This is a genomic window from Kitasatospora sp. NPDC006697 (assembly GCF_042869935.1).
In the GTDB taxonomy this organism is placed as follows: Bacteria; Actinomycetota; Actinomycetes; order Streptomycetales; family Streptomycetaceae; genus Kitasatospora.
This window is the reverse complement of record NZ_JBIAGU010000004.1, coordinates 347,149-362,271: the sequence shown is the minus strand read 5'-3', so window position 1 is coordinate 362,271 and position 15,123 is coordinate 347,149. Positions and strand designations below refer to the sequence as shown.

Here is a 15,123-nt window from a genome sequence, read left to right as displayed (position 1 = left end):
TCTGCTCCGGGTTCGCGGCCGGACGGCTCGTCCGACGTTGCTGCGGCACCACCATACTGGGAACGCCCGGGTGGCGAACTGCTTCCCTTAGAACCCGATACGTCCGGTTCCGTACCGCCGAGCCTACGGGCAGTCAGTCCCGTTGGCGCGGGATGCCGAAGGCGTACGGCGCCCTGGTGGGCAGCAGTCCGATGCCGAGTCCGGCGACCAGCCCGCCGAGCAGGTAGACGTAGGAGCCGGCCGAGGAGGAGAGCACGAAGTCGCCCTCCGGACGGGGCGCCAGCAGCACGAACATCACCACCAGCCAGCCGGCCAGCGCAGCCGCCAGACCGACCTTGGTGCCGCTCGCCCGCAGGCTCCCGTAGAACGCCCCCAGGGTCGCCGCCAGCGCCAGTGCCAGTCCCCAGGGACTCCACAAGGGCTGCACGAAACAACCGCAGAGCGCGTCCACCGCACCGGCCAGGAAGGCCAGCGCGTACAGCGTGAAGCGCAGCCCGCGCGGCGGCAGCGGCTCGGCCAGCCGCTGGGCCTGGGTGCCGAGCAGGGTGTGCAGCGGGTTGGCGCTCATCGGGCCTCGACTCCCTCGAACAGGTCGCGCTCGGGGCGCGCCGACCCGGCGGGGCCGTGCACCAGCTGGTAGTACTCGTCGGCCGACAGCGGCTGCCAGCGGTCGTTGCTCAGCGCGAAGAACTCGCCGTCCACGGTGATCTGGGTGGCGTGCGCGCGCATCGCGGCGGCCTTGCGGCCGGCCCACTCGGCGCCGTCCAGGGCCGCGTCCACCAGCTCGTCGGGAACCACGCCGGGCAGCTCCCGCTCGTCGGCGACCAGCGGGTGGCGCTCGGCGGCGGCCGCCAGGCCGGCCCGGACCACGGACTGCGGGGCGCGGGTCCAGTAGACCTTGACGATCTGCCAGGCCGGCCCGAGCTCCGGGCGCCAGTCGGGGTCGGCGGCCAGCTCGAAGGCCCGCATCGCCACCCGGTGCGCCTGGATGTGGTCCGGGTGCCCGTAGCCGCCCTGCTCGTCGTAGGTGACCAGCACCTGCGGGCGGACCTCGCGGACCACCTCGACCAGGTGGCCGGCCGCCTCGTCCAGGTCGGCCTGCCAGAAGCAGTCGGGCCGCCGGTTGTCGGCGGTGCCCATCATCCCGGAGTCCCGGTAGCGCCCCGGACCGCCGAGGAACCGGGTGTCGGAGACGCCCAGCTCCTTCATCGCGGCGGCCAGCTCGCCGATCCGGTACTCGCCGAGGGTGTCCTCCCGATCCGCCGTCAGGTGCGCCAGCTCGGGCGGGATCACCTCGCCGCCCTCGCCGAGGGTGCAGGTCACCAGCGTGACCCGGGCGCCCTGTGCGGCGTAGCGGGCCATGGTGGCGCCGTTGCCGATCGACTCGTCGTCGGGGTGGGCGTGCACCAGCAGCAGGCGGCGGTCGGCAGCGGTCATGGCGCTCAGCCTAGACCGCTGCCCCGGGGCTCAGAGCTTGAGGCCGTTGAGCATGCCCGCCAGGTTGGTGGTGACCTCCTGGATCGACGGCGCGATCGAACTGGAGGCCAGGTAGAAGCCCAGTAGGCCGCAGATGACCGCGTGCATCGTCTTCAGACCCGAGCGGCGGATCAGGACCACCACGATCACCAGCATCAGGACGGCTGCGGAGATGTTGAGAGCCACGGCGGCTCACACCCCTTTCCGGGAGCGCCGCCCGGACAGGGCGGCGGGGGGTCGGTCGCTGCATTCAGGAATACCCGATGAGTGAGGTGAGCATTACTTTCCGTGAGGCGGGAGTGGTTCGTGTCCCGGGGGTCACAGGCCGCTGCAGGCCCGGTGGGAGGGGGTTCCGGGGCCCGCCGGGGCCAGTTCCGGGATTTGCGCCGAACGGGTGAGCAAGATCGTCCGACCCCGTAGGGTGCGGTGCCATGACCACCTCTGCACCCCAACCCGACAGCTTCCCGCGGCAGTACGCGCGGACCCAGCGCTACACCGTCGGCCAGCCCCGCTCGATCCGGGTGGCCAGGGACGGCTCTCGGGTCGTCTTCCTGCGCTCGCGCGGCGGGAGCGATCGCACCAACCTGCTCTGGACCCTCGACCCGGCCACCGGCGCCGAGCAGGTCGCCGCCGACCCGGTGGCGCTGCTGGCCGGCGGCGACGAGGACCTGTCGCCCGCAGAGCGGGCCCGCCGCGAGCGGATGCGCGAGAGCTCGGCCGGCATCGTCGGCTACGCCCTGGACGGGGCCGGCGAGCAGGCCGTCTTCGCCCTCTCCGGCCGGCTCTTCGCCGCCGACCTGGTGGCCGGCGGGGTGCGCGAGCTGCCCGCGGCCGGCCCGGTGCTGGACCCGCACCCCTCGCCGGACGGCCGCTGGGTGGCCTATCCGACCACCGGCGGCGAGCTGCGGCTGAGCGCCACCGACGGCAGCGGCGACGAGCTGCTGGCCGAGCCGGAGAAGCCCGGGGTCACCTGGGGCCAGCCCGACTTCATCGCCCAGGAGGAGATGGACCGGGACGAGGGCCTGTGGTGGTCCCCGGCCGGCGACCGGCTGCTGGCCGCCCGGGTGGACGACGCGCCGGTGCGCCGCTGGTGGATCGCCGACCCGGCCAACCCGGCCGACACCCCGGTGGAGGTGGCCTACCCGGCCGCCGGCACCAACAACGCCGAGGTCACCCTCTGGCTGGTCGAGCTGGACGGCCGCCGCACCGAGGTGGTCTGGGACCGGACCACCCACCCCTACCTGGGCCGGGTGCACTGGTCGGCCGGCGGCGCCCCGCTGCTGCTGGTGCAGACCCGCGACCAGCGCGGCGCCCTGCTGCTCGCCGCCGACCCGGCCACCGGCACCACCCGGCCACTGCTGGAGGAGCGGGACGAGGCCTGGATCGAGCTCTTCAACGGGGTCCCGGCCTGGACCGGCGACGGCCGGCTGCTGCGGATCAGCGACGCCCCGGGCCACCGGGCGCTGCTGCTCGGGGACGCCCCGCTGACCGACGACACCCTGCACGTGCGCCGGGTGCTCTCGATCGGCTCGTCCGACGTGCTCTTCACCGCCACGGCCGGCGCGGGCGCCGAGGCCGCCGCCCCGGGCCTGACCGGGGTCTACACCGTGCCGCTCGACGGCTCGTCAGCCCCGGTGCCGCTGCTGGTCGGCGGCGCGGTGGACGCGGTGCGCGGCGGCGCCGTCACCGTGCTCTCCTCCTCGGCGCTGGACCGGCCGGGCCGGCTGACGGAGGTGCTGCTGGACGGCGAGCCGACCGGGCACACCATCGAGTCGCTGGCCGAGCGCCCGGTGCTGACGGCCCGTGCGGAGCTGCGCTGGGCGGGCGAGCGCCGGATCCCGGCCGCCGTGGTGCTGCCCACCGGCTACGACCGGGACCGGGACGGCCTGCTGCCGGTGCTGATGAACCCCTACGGCGGCCCGCACGGCCAGATGGTGGTGCAGGCCCACAACGCCTTCCTCAGCTCCCAGTGGTTCGCCGAGCAGGGCTTCGCCGTGGTGGTCGCGGACGGCCGCGGCACCCCGGGCCGCAGCCCGGCCTGGGAGAAGGCGGTGGCCGGCGACCTGGCCGGGCCGACCCTGGAGGATCAGGTGGACGCGCTGCAGGCGCTCGCCGAGGAGTTCCCGCTGGACCTGGAGCGGGTGGCGATCCGCGGCTGGTCCTACGGCGGCTACCTGGCCGCGCTGGCCGTGCTGCGCCGCCCCGACGTGTTCCACGCCGCCGTCGCGGGCGCCCCGGTCACCGACTTCGCGCTCTACGACACCCACTACACCGAGCGCTACCTGGGCCTGCCGCAGGAGCAGCCGGAGCGGTACCGCTCCCAGTCGCTGATCGAGGCCGCGCCCGAGCTGCGCCGGCCGCTGATGATCGTGCACGGCCTGGCCGACGACAACGTGGTGGCCGCGCACACCCTGCGGCTCTCCTCCGCCCTGCTGGCCGCCGGCCGCCCGCACACCGTGCTGCCGCTCTCCGGCGTCACGCACCTGACCCCGCAGCAGCAGGTGGCCGAGAACCTGCTGCTGCTCCAGGTGGCCTTCCTGAAGGACGCCCTGGGCATCTCCTCCTGACCGGCCCGTCACCGTCCTCGGCATGACATCCGTCATGCCGAGGACACGACCCGCCGCACTCCCGCGTTCCGGCCGCGCGCGGGAGCCTTGAGGGGTCGCGAGGGCGACACCGAGAGGACGGGGCGATGAGCAGCGGTGAAGTGGCCGCCTTCAGGCAGGTCAGCAAGAGCTACGGCAAGGTCAAGGCGGTGAACGGCCTGGACCTGACGCTGTACCCGGGCCAGACGGTCGCGCTGCTCGGCCCGAACGGCGCCGGCAAGTCCAGCAGCCTGGACCTGCTGCTCGGCCTGCGCGAGCCGGACCAGGGCACGGTGACGCTGTTCGGCGGCACCCCGCGGGCCGCGATCGAGGGCGGCCGGGTCGGCGCGATGCTGCAGAGCGGCGGCCTGATGACCGACGTCAAGGTCAGCGAGCTGGTCCAGCTCGCCTGCGACGTGCACCCGCGCGGTCACAAGCCGGCCGAGGTGCTGCGCGAGGCGGGCATCGAGGAGATCGCCGACCGCCGGGTGGACAAGCTCTCCGGCGGCCAGGAGCAGCGGGTCCGGTTCGCCCTCGCGGTGGCCGGCGCCAACGACCTGATCGTGCTGGACGAGCCGACCACCGGCATGGACGTCTCGGTCCGGCAGCAGTTCTGGGCCACCATGCGCCGCCAGGCCGACCTGGGCCGCACGGTGCTGTTCGCCACCCACTACCTGGAGGAGGCCGACTCGATCGCCGACCGGGTGCTGGTGCTGCACCGCGGCCGGCTGATCGCCGACGGCTCCTCGGCGGAGATCAAGGCCCGGGCCGGCGCCCGCCGGGTCAGCTTCGAACTGCACGCCGCCGACGGCTTCGTGGACGAGACGGTGCTGCGCGCGCTGCCCGGTCTGGCCGGACTGGACGTCAGCGGCCAGGCCGACGGGGTCCGCACCGTGCGGATCCGGGCCACCGACGCGGACGCGCTGGTCGCCGGGCTCTACCGGGCGGGCGCCTACCCGCGCGGCATCGAGGTCACCAGCCTGGGCCTGGAGCAGGCCTTCCTCACCATCACCGAGGCCGCCGAGGCGACCGACCCCGCCCTGGAGAGCGCGCGATGAAGACCCTGATCAAGCTGGAGATCCTGCGCACCCTGCGCAACCGCCGCTACCTGTTCTTCAGCGTGCTCTACCCGGCGATCCTCTACTTCGTCTTCATCAGCGCCTACGGCAGCCACGCGGTCGCCAACGGGCTGAGCGCCAAGAGCTACTTCATGATCTCGATGGCCACCTTCGGCTCGGTCGGCGCGGTGCTCACCGGCAGCGCGCAGCGGATCTCGCTGGAGCGCAAGAGCGGCTGGATCCGGCAGCTGCGGCTGACCGCGCTGCCCGGCCGGGCCTACGCCACCGCCAAGATCGCCTCCTGCGCGGTGACCACGCTGCCGGCCATCCTGGCCGTCTTCCTGCTCGGCGCGGTCGAGGGCGTGCGGCTGGACGCCGGGCAGTGGCTGGGCCTGGTGGCGGTGCTCTGGGCGGGCAGCTTCGTCTTCGCCGCGCTGGGCGTGGCGCTGGGCTACGCGGCCGAGCCGAACGCGGTGCAGCCGATCGTGATGATCGTCTACATGATGATGGCGGCGCTGGGCGGCACCTGGTTCCCGGCCACCGGCACGCTGAAGGACATCGCCAAGTTCGACCCGGTCTACATGTACAACCAGCTGGGCGACTTCGTGCACCCCGGGCAGTCCTTCGACACCGCCTCGGCGGCGGGGCTGGCGGCCTTCCTGGTGGTCTTCGTGGCCGCCGCCGGCTTCCTGTACCGCCGGGACACCCAGCAGGCATGATGATCGACATGGCGAGCACCCAGCAGGAAGCGGACCGGACCGCGCAGTCCGCGCGGCCGGCCGTCGGCGAACGGCCCCAGCACATCCCCGGAGCCCCGGTGGAGAACCGCCGCCAACTGCTGGTGAAGCTCTGCTGGATGCTGCTGTGGATGTTCTACCTGGCCTACCCGATCGGGGACCTGGCCAGCGGCAAGCACGGCACGGCCGCCACGGCGGCCGGGGCGGTGGCGCTGGCCGCCTTCCTGGCCAGCTACCTGGGCCTGGTGATCTTCCGCTCCGCCAACGGCGACTGGTGGCGCGGCACCTACCCGCTGGTCGGCCTGATGGCGGCGATCGCCCTCAGCACCTCGCTCGCCTTCGGCGGCCAGTGGCTGGGCCTGTTCACCTACCTCTCGGTCACCGTCGGGGCCGTGCTGCCGATCCGGTACGCGCTTCGCGGGGTCGCCGCCATCACCGTGCTGCTGATCGCGATCGCCTCGCTGGTCTCCCGGCAGCCGCTCTCCGAACTCGCCGCGCTCGCCCTGCCCACCTTCCTCAGCGGCGCCGCGATGACCGGCCTGCAGCGGCTGGTCGGCACCATGCGGGAACTGCGCGAGGCCCGCGAGGTGGCGGCCCACCTGGCCGCCGCCGAGGAACGGCTGCGGCTGGCCCGGGACATGCACGACCTGCTCGGCCACTCGCTCTCGCTGATCACGCTGAAGAGCGAGCTGGCCGGCCGCTTCATGGACGCCGGCAAGGAGGAGCAGGCCCGCTCCCAGGTGGCCGACATCGAGCAGGTGGCCCGCCAGTCGCTGACCGACGTGCGGTCCGCCGTCTCCGGCTACCGCAAGCCCAGCCTGACCGTCGAACTCGCTGCCGCCCGCACGGCGTTGGCCACCACCGGGGTCGCCCTGGAGGCCCCGTCCACGCTGACCGAGGAGCACCCCGGCCTCGGCGGCCCGGAGGCCGAGACGCTGGCCTGGGCGCTGCGCGAGGCCGTCACCAACGTGGTCCGCCATGCCGAGGGCGCCACCCTGTGCACCGTGGCGCTGGACGAGACCTGGGACGGCGAGGGCGCCCGCTACGCCGTGCTGGAGATCACCGACAACGGCCCGGGCCCCGGCAAGTCCACCCCCGGCAACGGCCTCAGCGGCCTGGACGAGCGGCTGGCCCTGGTCGGCGGCCGCCTGGAGACCGACACCGGTCGGCACGGCAAGGGCTTCAAGGTGCGGGCCCTGGTACCCCTCGGGCTGACCGCCGCCAGGCCGTAGGGTCACGGGTATGACAGACGATCAGGTCTGGGTCCTGCTCGCAGTGCGGACATATGGGGGTGCCGGGGGTAGGTGAATCTCTGGCCGCATGAGCCGTGGGGACCCGGCCCTCATGCCCGCGCACGCCGCCGCGAAATAGAGGGTGGGGGTATCCGAGATGCGTCAAGAATTCACTCTATGGCGAGCCTCATGTCTTCGTAGACCTCTCGAAGATCTTTGGCATCTGAGATCTTGCGCCTTTCAACCGCTCGGACGACTTCGAGCGCCCGCCAGTGATTAGACGGTGCTACGCGCCCTGAAAGCATCGCACGCTGCGCCGCATTGCATGCTTCGTCAAGCCTGTCGCCGGCTACCAGTGACAATGCGAGATCGATATTTGCGGACGCTACCCGGCGCGGCCATTTCGACAGGTCGGCCGGCGGGGCCAGTCGGGAAATTACCTCTCGTGCGTATTCCTCGGCGGCAGGGTCGCCAAGCCAGGCAAGAGTTGTGGCCGTCCATGCAACGGATTTTGCTGGGTCATATTGAAAATGATGCTCGGGGCGGTCGGGATTTCCTGCGGCTGACGAGAGTGACTGCACTTGACTGATCGCTGCATACGTCTCGGCTGCATCTCCGAGTCGGGCGTACGCGCGGCCCTGCTGGGCGGTGGCCTGTATCTCCACCGAGCTTCCCCGGGGCGCGAGCTGCTTTGCAACCTGGCTCAGTTCCACAGCCTTGGCATAGTTCCCGTCGGTCAGGACACGCCAAGCGTCCGTTTCATAGCACCATGCCTGAATCTCCGGAAAGTCGGCGTGCTGGGCCAGGGTCATGGCCGTTCGAAGCCGAGCCGTGGCCGCGTCCTGTTGGTTCAGATCCACGTGCAGTGTCGCGCCGAGCAGGGAGAACCATCCGCCCAGGATGAGCAATTGCCGATGTTCTGAGAGGGTCTTTTTTGCATCCATGAGCCGGCTTACATAGCCGGAGTATTTCCGAACCTGCCCCAGCAACTCTTGTGGCGGCACCGTCGGATACTTGACGGCAAGTTCTTCAAACACCAACTCCAGGTGTGAAATCGTTTCTTTGCCGACGTCACTGGCGGATACGCGGCGGACTAGCTCCAGGGCTTCGATTTCGTCGGCATAGCTGGAATTGCTATCCATGGTTCGGCTTGCCGGTGCGACCGCCGGGACAGAGGAGCCGCTGATCAAGGTTTCCAGCTCATCCGCGCTGACGCGAAGAGCCTTCATGAGGGCTGGGCGGTGCCAGTCCTGGGGATCAACGCGCCCCAATTCCCACCGGCCCACTGTCGAACGATCAACGCCAACAGCCTGGGCAAATGACTCCTGAGTGAACCCAAGGAGCTTGCGTCGATTAGTGAAACTCTCGCGCCGCACAGCCGTCCGCCTCTCGGTCTCCGACTTGTTGTTCTACCAGCTCAGAGCACCCGGTGCGGCGCCACTGCGGCATTGATGCCGCACAGATGCCGCACGCGTGCGCTGTCCACGGAGGTGGAGTAGCCCTGTACTGGTGATTCACACAGCGGCTGGCGCTGATCAGGCCGGATACTCCGTGACTTCTGCCAGGGCCCGCCGTTCGATTCAACCCGCTACGGCACGCGAAGGGTAGTGACGATGACCAAACGGCCCGCGCAGACGCTCTACAAGCCCCAGGAGGGGGAGGTCGTCCACGACGCGAAGCATGGTGTGGAGGGGGTCTACGTCGGCCCCAGCTACACCACGAAGGGCGCCGTGGAACTCCGGCCGATCCGTGGCGGTGTCGCTTGGGACACCCCGGCCACCGAGATCCGGCCGGTCAGCCCCACGACCGGGGACGCGTGAGGTACCGCCGTGGAAGCGTCGGAGCGCGCACGACTCGCAACGTACTTCGGAAAGATCGCCAAGCAGTTTGCCCCGGCTGAGCTGCCGTCGTCCCTCCTGGTCACTCACCTGCTCCCGGAGCGGCCCGTCTTCGTCAGCGCTGTCGGTGCAGTGTCGAACCTCCGGGCAGTCCTTCCCAAGCCCAAGTCAATCGACTCGGCGGCTCGCCGAGAGGTCGAACAGACCTACGCCTGTGACGAGTTGTCGCGCGAGATGTTCGCCAACCCGGACACGGCCGTGATGTACCTGGAGACCCGGGCAGCGGGGGAGGATCTTGTCCTCCTGGACGTGGGCGGGTACTTCGCCCCGGTCCTGGACACGCTGTGCGATCGGTTCTCCGGGCGCATCCTCGGGGTGGTCGAAGACACCGAGAACGGGCACAAGCGGTACGCCGAGCGGGACAAGCTGCCGTGCCCGGTGGTCTCGGTCGCTCGGTCACCGCTCAAGGACCCGGAGGACTTCCTGGTCGGTCAGTCCGTCGTGTTCTCCACGGAGGCCCTGTTACGGGGGCGCGGGGACATCTTGCACGGTCGGCCGGCGCTGGTGATCGGGTTCGGCAAGCTCGGTTCGAGCATCGCAAGGCTCCTGCACGCCAAGGGAGTCCACGTCACGGTGTACGACATCGACCCCGTGCGGCGGGCTCAGGCGCTGAGCCAGGGCTTCGGGGTCGCCCGGGACCGGGATCAGGCGATCACCGGCGCCGGTCTGGTCCTGTGCGCCACCGGCGCTCTCTCCCTGCGGGGTGAGGACTTCCCGAACCTGCGGAACGGCGCGTACGTGGCCACCGTCACCAGCAGCGAGGACGAGTTGGAGTTGGACGGCCTACCCGCCGCGTACACCCGTAGCGGGTCGGGGGAGAACGTGACCCGGTACAGCACAACCGGCCACTACTTCTATCTGCTCAACAACGGAAACGCCGTCAACTTCCTGCACGGGGCGTCTGTTGGGCCGTTCATCTACCTGGTTCAGGCTGAGATCCTGGCAGGCGTGCGAATGCTCGCCCATCGGGACCTGACTGCCGCCATGCACGAAGTGCCCGCGACCGACCGGGCCACCATCGCCGCTACCTGGCTCAACTACTACAACAGGTGATCCGATGCCCATCACGGCACAGCACGTCAGCGAGACCGTCAACGCCTACCTCGACGTTCACTCGGACGAGAAGGCGGAGTTCGCCACCCTCTTCGGCCTGCTGGACGACGGGGCGGACATCGCCAGCCGGAAGGAGTTCCGGGGGCATGCCACGGCGGGCGCCGTTCTCGTCAACGAGCACGGGCACGTGCTGTTCATCCACCACGTGGCGCTCGACAAGTGGCTGACCCCGGGAGGGCACCTTGAGCCCGAGGACTCGACCCTGAGCGAGGCGGCCCTGCGCGAGCTGACCGAGGAGACCGGCATTCCCACTGCCGCCGTCACGCTCGCCGGGACCGGCCCGGTGCACATCGACGTCCACCCGATCCCGGAGAACCCCGCCAAGGGCGAGCCGAGCCACTTCCACATCGACTTCCGGTTCCTCTTCCGCACCACGGCGAGCGAACTCGTCACGCTCCAGGAGGAGGAGGTCAGCGGCTACACGTGGCGCCCGGTCGCCAACATCGCGGACGACCGGTTGAGGACCCGCGTGCAGGCCCTGACGGCCTGATCCAAGCGAGTCCCACCTGAGGCCCCGGCTGGTCATCTCCCGAGGGAGGTGGTCGGTCGGGGCCCTGCTGCGTTCGCGGGGCAGTGTGGGGACTCCGGGCCGGTCAGACAGGGTCTCGTCCCGCCTAGGCTGACCCCATGACTGACGAGACGCCAGAAGCCGAGCCGATAAGGTGTGTAAGAGTCCTCCTCGCCGAGGACCAGTCGATGGTGCGCGAGGCGCTGGCCGCGCTGCTCTCGCTCGAGGGCGACATCGACGTGGTGGCCCAGGTCGCGCGCGGTGACGAGGTGGTGGCCGCGGTGCTGGAGCACCGGGTGCAGGTGGCGGTGCTGGACATCGAGATGCCCGGGATGACCGGGATCGAGGCGGCGGCGCTGGTGAAGCGGCAGAGCCCCGGCACCAAGGTGGTGATCGCCACCACCTTCGGCCGCCCCGGCTACCTGCGCCGGGCGATGGAGTCCGGCGCGGACGCCTTCCTGGTCAAGGACGCGCCCGCGGCCGAACTGGCCGAGGCGGTCCGCCGGGTGCTGCGCGGCGAGCGGGTGATCGACCCGACGCTGGCCGCCGCCGCGCTGGCCGAGGGCGCCAACCCGCTGACCGGCCGCGAGGTGGACGTGCTGGCGGCCGCCGCGGACGGCGCGGTGAACGCCGAGATCGCGCGCCGGCTGCACCTGTCCGAGGGCACCGTGCGCAACTACCTGTCGATGGCGATCCAGAAGACCGGCGCCCGCAACCGGGCCGAGGCGGTCCGGATGGCCAAGGAGAAGGGCTGGCTCTGAGGGCCGGTCAGTTGAGCCGGTGGCGGGCCGCCCTGGCCTCCTTGCGGACCCGGGCGGCCGCGTCCGGGTCGAAGGCGTCCAGGATCCGCGCGTAGGCCTCCATCTCGGCCGCCCCGCCCAGGAAGTCGCCGGTGCGGACCAGCAGTTCGGCCCGCTCCAGCCGCAGCTGGGCCGGGTGCCGGGGGAGCAGCAGCGACAGCTCGGTGGCCCACATCTGGGTCCTGGCCTGCTCCGGCCGCTCGGCGGCCCAGCCGCGGATGTTGCCGAGCACCCGCAGGACGAGGTCCAGCGGCTGCGCCGGGGTGAACAGTTCGGGCGTGAACCGCTGCCCGGCGGCCACCACGATGGCCGCCGCGTCCTGCGAGCTGAGCTGCCGGCCGCCGTGGAACGGATCGGCCAGCACGTACTCGTCGCCCGGGTCCGGACCGCCCACCGCCACGATGAAGTGCCCCGGCAGCGCGATCCCGTGCACCGTCAGCCCGGCCCGGGCCGCCACCGCCTGCCAGACCAGCGAGAGCATGATCGGCAGCCCGCGCCGGCGCCGCAGCACCTCCGGCAGCAGCGAGGACTCCAGCCGCCGGTAGTCCGACTGCCGCCCGTGGAAGCGCTCGCGCCCGGCCAGCACGGCGGCCAGCAGCGCCGCGGTCTCCTCCGGGGTGCCCGGGTCGCGCTCGGCCACCGCCCGGCGCACCGCGGCGGCGTGCCGGTCCAGTGCGGCCTGGCAGGCGGTCAGCAGCTCGTCCAGGGTGGGCACGGGGCCCTCCCCGGCGGCGCCCGGGGCGGTCAGGGTGTGTTCGGCGGCGGCCAGCAGGCAGAGCAGCACCGGGTCGGGCTGCTCGGACCTGGCCTCGCTGCGGAAGCGGGCTCTGCTCTGCTCGGTCACGGTGGCTGCGGTGGCTTTCGTGTACGGGGTGCGTCAGGCGGTGCTGCCTCAGAACTCTTTCGGTGCTGGAACGGGAACCTACGACGGCGGCTACGCCTGGGGAAGTCGGGCGTAGTGGTAAGTGTGACCCGTCGCGAAGCCGAGCCGGTCGTACAGGGCGAGCGCCGCCGCGTTGCCGGCCTCCACCTGCAGGTAGCCGGCCCTGGCGCCCTCCTCGGCGGCCCGGGCGGCCAGCACCGACATCACCGCGACGGCCAGCCCGCGCCGGCGGGCCTCGGGCCGCACCTCGACGGCACCGAAGTGCGCCCACGGACCGTCGATGACGCACCGTCCGATCGCCAGCGGCGGCTCCCCGGGCCGGCCGGGCACCCGGGCGAACCAGACCGAGAGCCCGCCGTGCAGTACCCGCCGGGCCGCCTCGGCGGCCGGTCCCCCGCCCACCCGGTGGTAGAGCGCGAGCCAGTCGGCGTCCGCGGCGGTGGTCAGCCGGACCAGCTCGCGGCCCGGCACCGGGCGGGCCACCGGGGCCAGCGGCGCGGTGAGCACCAGCGCGCTGCCCGCGCGCGGCAGGCCGGCCAGCAGGTCGACCAGCGCCGGGTCGCTGCCCGGCTCGGTGACCTCGACGAGGGCGGGCAGCGCCCGCGCCGCGTACCAGGCGCGGACCGCGGCCAGCGCCTCGGGCAGCGGCAGTCCCGGGTCGCCCAGCGCCTGCACCGAGTTGGCCCGCCGGGTGAAGCCGGCCGAGGCGCGCAGCGTCCACTCGCCCAGCGCCTCGCGCTCCACCGCGGGCCAGCTGCGGGCCGCCAGCCGCTGCAGTCCGACCGGGTCCGCGGCCGGCGGTTCGGCGCGCCGGGCCGGGAACGGCGGCACCGGCTTGCCGGCCACCAGCTCGCCGGCCGGGATCCGCGACTCGGCCCGGTCGCGGCCGAGCACCACCAACTCGCTATCGTTCCATGATGTGAGCACGCCGATCACATCGCGGAACACCGGACGCCCGGTGGCACTGTCAAGAGCGGGTTCCAGCCGCCGGACCGAAACCCGACGTCCCACGTCAGAGCGGTCTATCCGGACAGCGCCGGAGGCGCTGTCCGGAAACTGGCTGGTGCTCAACGTGACCTCCGGTGCATTTGTAGTCTCTGACCCGCGATACTAGGGGCGGGCATCGACGAGCCGCGCTCACCCGCGCACGGAAGCACATAGTTTGGGCACCGGCCCAACCGAGGAGGAACGACAGCGTGACGTACGTCATCGCGCAGCCTTGTGTCGACGTCAAGGACAAGGCGTGCATCGAAGAGTGCCCTGTTGACTGCATCTACGAGGGCCAGCGCTCTCTGTACATCCACCCGGATGAGTGCGTCGACTGCGGGGCCTGTGAGCCGGTCTGCCCGGTCGAGGCGATCTTCTACGAAGACGACACCCCGGAGGAGTGGAAGGACTACTACAAGGCCAACGTCGAGTTCTTCGACGACCTCGGCTCGCCGGGAGGCGCCTCGAAGCTCGGTCTGATCGAGCGTGACCACGCGTTCATCGCCGCGCTGCCGCCGCAGAACGCGGACCACTGAAAACCACATCGGCGGAAAGCTGAGCTGTGAGCACCACTGATGCACCGCGCGCGCCGTTCCCGGGTCACCCGGGGGCGGCGCGCCGCGTTTCCGACCGGCTCCCCGACTTCCCCTGGGACAGGCTGGACCCGTACCGCGCCACCGCGCTGAAGCACCCCGACGGCCTGTGCGACTTCTCGGTCGGCACCCCGGTCGACCCGGTGCCGGAGCTGATCCAGCGGGCGCTGGCCGGCGCCACCGACACGCCCGGCTACCCGACCGTCTGGGGACCGCTGGCGCTGCGCGAGCCGATCGCCGGCTGGCTGAACCGCCGGGCCGGCGCCGAGATCGGCCCCGAGTCGGTGCTCCCGACCGTCGGCTCCAAGGAGCTGGTGGCCTGGCTGCCCGGCCAGCTCGGCCTCGGCCCCGGCGACCAGGTGGCCTACCCGCACCTGGCCTACCCGACCTACGAGGTCGGCGCCCGCCTGTGCGGCGCCGAGCCGGTCGCCTACCAGGAGCTCGACGAGCTGGACGGCTCCCGGGTGCGACTGCTCTGGCTGAACTCGCCGGGCAACCCGACCGGCCGGGTGCGGACCGCCGAGGAGCTGCGCGAGGCCGTGGCCTGGGCCCGCGCGCACCGGGTGCTGCTGGTCAGCGACGAGTGCTACCTGGAGCTGGGCTGGGAGGCCGAGCCGGTCTCGGTGCTGCGCGCCGACGTCTGCGGCGGCTCGCACGAGGGCCTGCTGGCGGTCCACTCGCTCTCCAAGCGCTCCAACCTGGCCGGCTACCGCGCCGCCTTCGTGGCGGGCGACCCGGTGGTGGTGCGGGAGCTGCTGGAGGTGCGCAAGCACAGCGGCATGATCGTGCCCGCGCCGGTGCAGGCGGCCACCGCCGCGGCGCTCGGCGACGACGCGCACGTGGCCGAGCAGCGCGAGCGCTACGCCGCCCGGCGGGCCGCGCTGCGCGAGGCGCTGCTCGGCGCCGGGTTCCGGATCGAGCACTCCGAGGCCAGCCTCTACCTCTGGGCGACCCGGGACGAGCCGTGCTGGGACACCGTGGCCTGGCTGGCCGAGCGCGGCATCCTGGCCGCGCCGGGCGACTTCTACGGCCCGGCCGGCGACCGGCACGTGCGGGTGGCGTTCACCGCCACCGACGAGCGGGTCGCCTCGGCCGTGGCCCGGCTGGCGGGCTGAGCCCGGATCGGCGGAACGGCGGTGGGGGGGGGGGGGGGGGCCCGGGCCCCCCCCCCCCGCCCGGGGGGGGGGGGGGCCGGGGGGGGGGGGGGCGGCCCCCCCCGCGCCCCCCCCGCGCGCCCGGGAAAACCCCGCCGG

Annotated in this window: 16 protein-coding genes; 10 read left to right on the top strand and 6 right to left on the bottom strand. The window is 72.2% G+C overall.

All coding sequences use genetic code 11. The features are described 5' to 3' along the window. Nucleotides 1-133: 133 nt before the first annotated feature. From ACFYNO_RS08720 to ACFYNO_RS08710, 3 genes are read right to left on the bottom strand one after another with little or no spacing between them, the layout of a single operon-like run. Nucleotides 134-568, bottom strand: coding sequence for a DUF6113 family protein (locus ACFYNO_RS08720; protein WP_388007483.1), 435 nt, complete (start codon nucleotides 566-568; stop codon nucleotides 134-136). Beyond that, nucleotides 565-1,437: an N-acetyl-1-D-myo-inositol-2-amino-2-deoxy-alpha-D-glucopyranoside deacetylase gene (gene mshB, locus ACFYNO_RS08715; RefSeq protein WP_388007480.1), complete on the bottom strand. Its 873-nt coding sequence runs from the start codon at nucleotides 1,435-1,437 to the stop codon at nucleotides 565-567. Before mshB ends, ACFYNO_RS08720 begins: the two co-directional genes overlap by 4 nt. 30 nt (nucleotides 1,438-1,467) lie before the next feature. After that, complete coding sequence (locus ACFYNO_RS08710; protein WP_388007477.1) at nucleotides 1,468-1,662, bottom strand: DUF2304 domain-containing protein; 195 nt, start codon at nucleotides 1,660-1,662, stop codon at nucleotides 1,468-1,470. 245 nt (nucleotides 1,663-1,907) lie between these two features. Here ACFYNO_RS08710 and ACFYNO_RS08705 point away from each other — a divergent pair, with 245 nt between their 5' ends. From ACFYNO_RS08705 to ACFYNO_RS08690, 4 genes are all read left to right on the top strand, one after another. Then, nucleotides 1,908-4,043 (top strand): prolyl oligopeptidase family serine peptidase, encoded by a 2,136-nt coding sequence (locus ACFYNO_RS08705; protein ID WP_388007474.1) that lies wholly within the window; start codon nucleotides 1,908-1,910, stop codon nucleotides 4,041-4,043. Between the two features lie 125 nt (nucleotides 4,044-4,168). Continuing rightward, nucleotides 4,169-5,119, top strand: a complete 951-nt coding sequence (locus ACFYNO_RS08700; RefSeq protein ID WP_388007471.1) for an ABC transporter ATP-binding protein — start codon at nucleotides 4,169-4,171, stop codon at nucleotides 5,117-5,119. Next, nucleotides 5,116-5,838, top strand: a complete 723-nt coding sequence (locus tag ACFYNO_RS08695; protein ID WP_388007468.1) for an ABC transporter permease — start codon at nucleotides 5,116-5,118, stop codon at nucleotides 5,836-5,838. Before ACFYNO_RS08700 ends, ACFYNO_RS08695 begins: the two co-directional genes overlap by 4 nt. Before the next feature lie 8 nt (nucleotides 5,839-5,846). After that, the gene (locus ACFYNO_RS08690; protein ID WP_388007465.1) at nucleotides 5,847-7,088 is read left to right on the top strand and encodes a sensor histidine kinase; all 1,242 of its coding nucleotides are present in this window, start codon (nucleotides 5,847-5,849) and stop codon (nucleotides 7,086-7,088) included. 170 nt (nucleotides 7,089-7,258) lie between these two features. On the opposite strand, the gene ACFYNO_RS08685 is transcribed toward ACFYNO_RS08690, so the two are convergent. Beyond that, a complete protein-coding gene (locus tag ACFYNO_RS08685) occupies nucleotides 7,259-8,464 on the bottom strand; it encodes a helix-turn-helix domain-containing protein (RefSeq protein WP_388007462.1) in 1,206 nt (401 codons plus the stop codon). Between the two features lie 237 nt (nucleotides 8,465-8,701). On the opposite strand from ACFYNO_RS08685, the gene ACFYNO_RS08680 reads away from it, so the two are divergent. From ACFYNO_RS08680 to ACFYNO_RS08665, 4 genes are all read left to right on the top strand, one after another. Further along, on the top strand, nucleotides 8,702-8,908 hold the full coding sequence (locus tag ACFYNO_RS08680) for a hypothetical protein (protein ID WP_388007459.1): 207 nt from the start codon (nucleotides 8,702-8,704) through the stop codon (nucleotides 8,906-8,908). 9 nt (nucleotides 8,909-8,917) lie between these two features. Continuing rightward, nucleotides 8,918-10,039, top strand: coding sequence for an adenosylhomocysteinase (locus tag ACFYNO_RS08675; RefSeq protein ID WP_388007456.1), 1,122 nt, complete (start codon nucleotides 8,918-8,920; stop codon nucleotides 10,037-10,039). Nucleotides 10,040-10,043: 4 nt separating this feature from the next. Continuing rightward, nucleotides 10,044-10,589 (top strand): NUDIX hydrolase, encoded by a 546-nt coding sequence (locus ACFYNO_RS08670; RefSeq protein ID WP_388007453.1) that lies wholly within the window; start codon nucleotides 10,044-10,046, stop codon nucleotides 10,587-10,589. A gap of 137 nt (nucleotides 10,590-10,726) precedes the next feature. After that, nucleotides 10,727-11,368 carry a response regulator gene (locus ACFYNO_RS08665; protein ID WP_388007450.1) on the top strand — a complete coding sequence of 214 codons (642 nt, stop codon included), beginning with the start codon at nucleotides 10,727-10,729 and terminating at the stop codon, nucleotides 11,366-11,368. A 7-nt stretch (nucleotides 11,369-11,375) separates the two neighbouring features. Here the strand turns inward: ACFYNO_RS08665 and ACFYNO_RS08660 are convergent, their stop codons facing one another. Continuing rightward, nucleotides 11,376-12,251, bottom strand: a complete 876-nt coding sequence (locus ACFYNO_RS08660) for a transglutaminase family protein (RefSeq protein WP_388007447.1) — start codon at nucleotides 12,249-12,251, stop codon at nucleotides 11,376-11,378. A 90-nt stretch (nucleotides 12,252-12,341) separates the two neighbouring features. After that, on the bottom strand, nucleotides 12,342-13,238 hold the full coding sequence (locus ACFYNO_RS08655; RefSeq protein ID WP_388007444.1) for a GNAT family N-acetyltransferase: 897 nt from the start codon (nucleotides 13,236-13,238) through the stop codon (nucleotides 12,342-12,344). Between the two features lie 248 nt (nucleotides 13,239-13,486). Here ACFYNO_RS08655 and fdxA point away from each other — a divergent pair, with 248 nt between their 5' ends. Continuing rightward, complete coding sequence (gene fdxA, locus ACFYNO_RS08650) at nucleotides 13,487-13,813, top strand: ferredoxin (RefSeq protein WP_388007441.1); 327 nt, start codon at nucleotides 13,487-13,489, stop codon at nucleotides 13,811-13,813. Nucleotides 13,814-13,839: 26 nt separating this feature from the next. Then, the gene (gene dapC, locus ACFYNO_RS08645; RefSeq protein WP_388007438.1) at nucleotides 13,840-14,985 is read left to right on the top strand and encodes a succinyldiaminopimelate transaminase; all 1,146 of its coding nucleotides are present in this window, start codon (nucleotides 13,840-13,842) and stop codon (nucleotides 14,983-14,985) included. Nucleotides 14,986-15,123: the final 138 nt, after the last annotated feature.

Excerpts from the sequence above, each read along its gene's own strand:
- ACFYNO_RS08720 (WP_388007483.1), bottom strand. The coding sequence starts at position 568 with ATGAGCGCCAACCCGCTGCACACCCTGCTCGGCACCCAGGCCCAGCGG.
- mshB (WP_388007480.1), bottom strand. The coding sequence starts at position 1,437 with ATGACCGCTGCCGACCGCCGCCTGCTGCTGGTGCACGCCCACCCCGAC.
- ACFYNO_RS08705 (WP_388007474.1), top strand. The coding sequence starts at position 1,908 with ATGACCACCTCTGCACCCCAACCCGACAGCTTCCCGCGGCAGTACGCG.
- ACFYNO_RS08700 (WP_388007471.1), top strand. The coding sequence starts at position 4,169 with ATGAGCAGCGGTGAAGTGGCCGCCTTCAGGCAGGTCAGCAAGAGCTAC.
- ACFYNO_RS08695 (WP_388007468.1), top strand. The coding sequence starts at position 5,116 with ATGAAGACCCTGATCAAGCTGGAGATCCTGCGCACCCTGCGCAACCGC.
- ACFYNO_RS08690 (WP_388007465.1), top strand. The coding sequence starts at position 5,847 with ATGGCGAGCACCCAGCAGGAAGCGGACCGGACCGCGCAGTCCGCGCGG.
- ACFYNO_RS08680 (WP_388007459.1), top strand. The coding sequence starts at position 8,702 with ATGACCAAACGGCCCGCGCAGACGCTCTACAAGCCCCAGGAGGGGGAG.
- ACFYNO_RS08670 (WP_388007453.1), top strand. The coding sequence starts at position 10,044 with ATGCCCATCACGGCACAGCACGTCAGCGAGACCGTCAACGCCTACCTC.
- ACFYNO_RS08665 (WP_388007450.1), top strand. The coding sequence starts at position 10,727 with ATGACTGACGAGACGCCAGAAGCCGAGCCGATAAGGTGTGTAAGAGTC.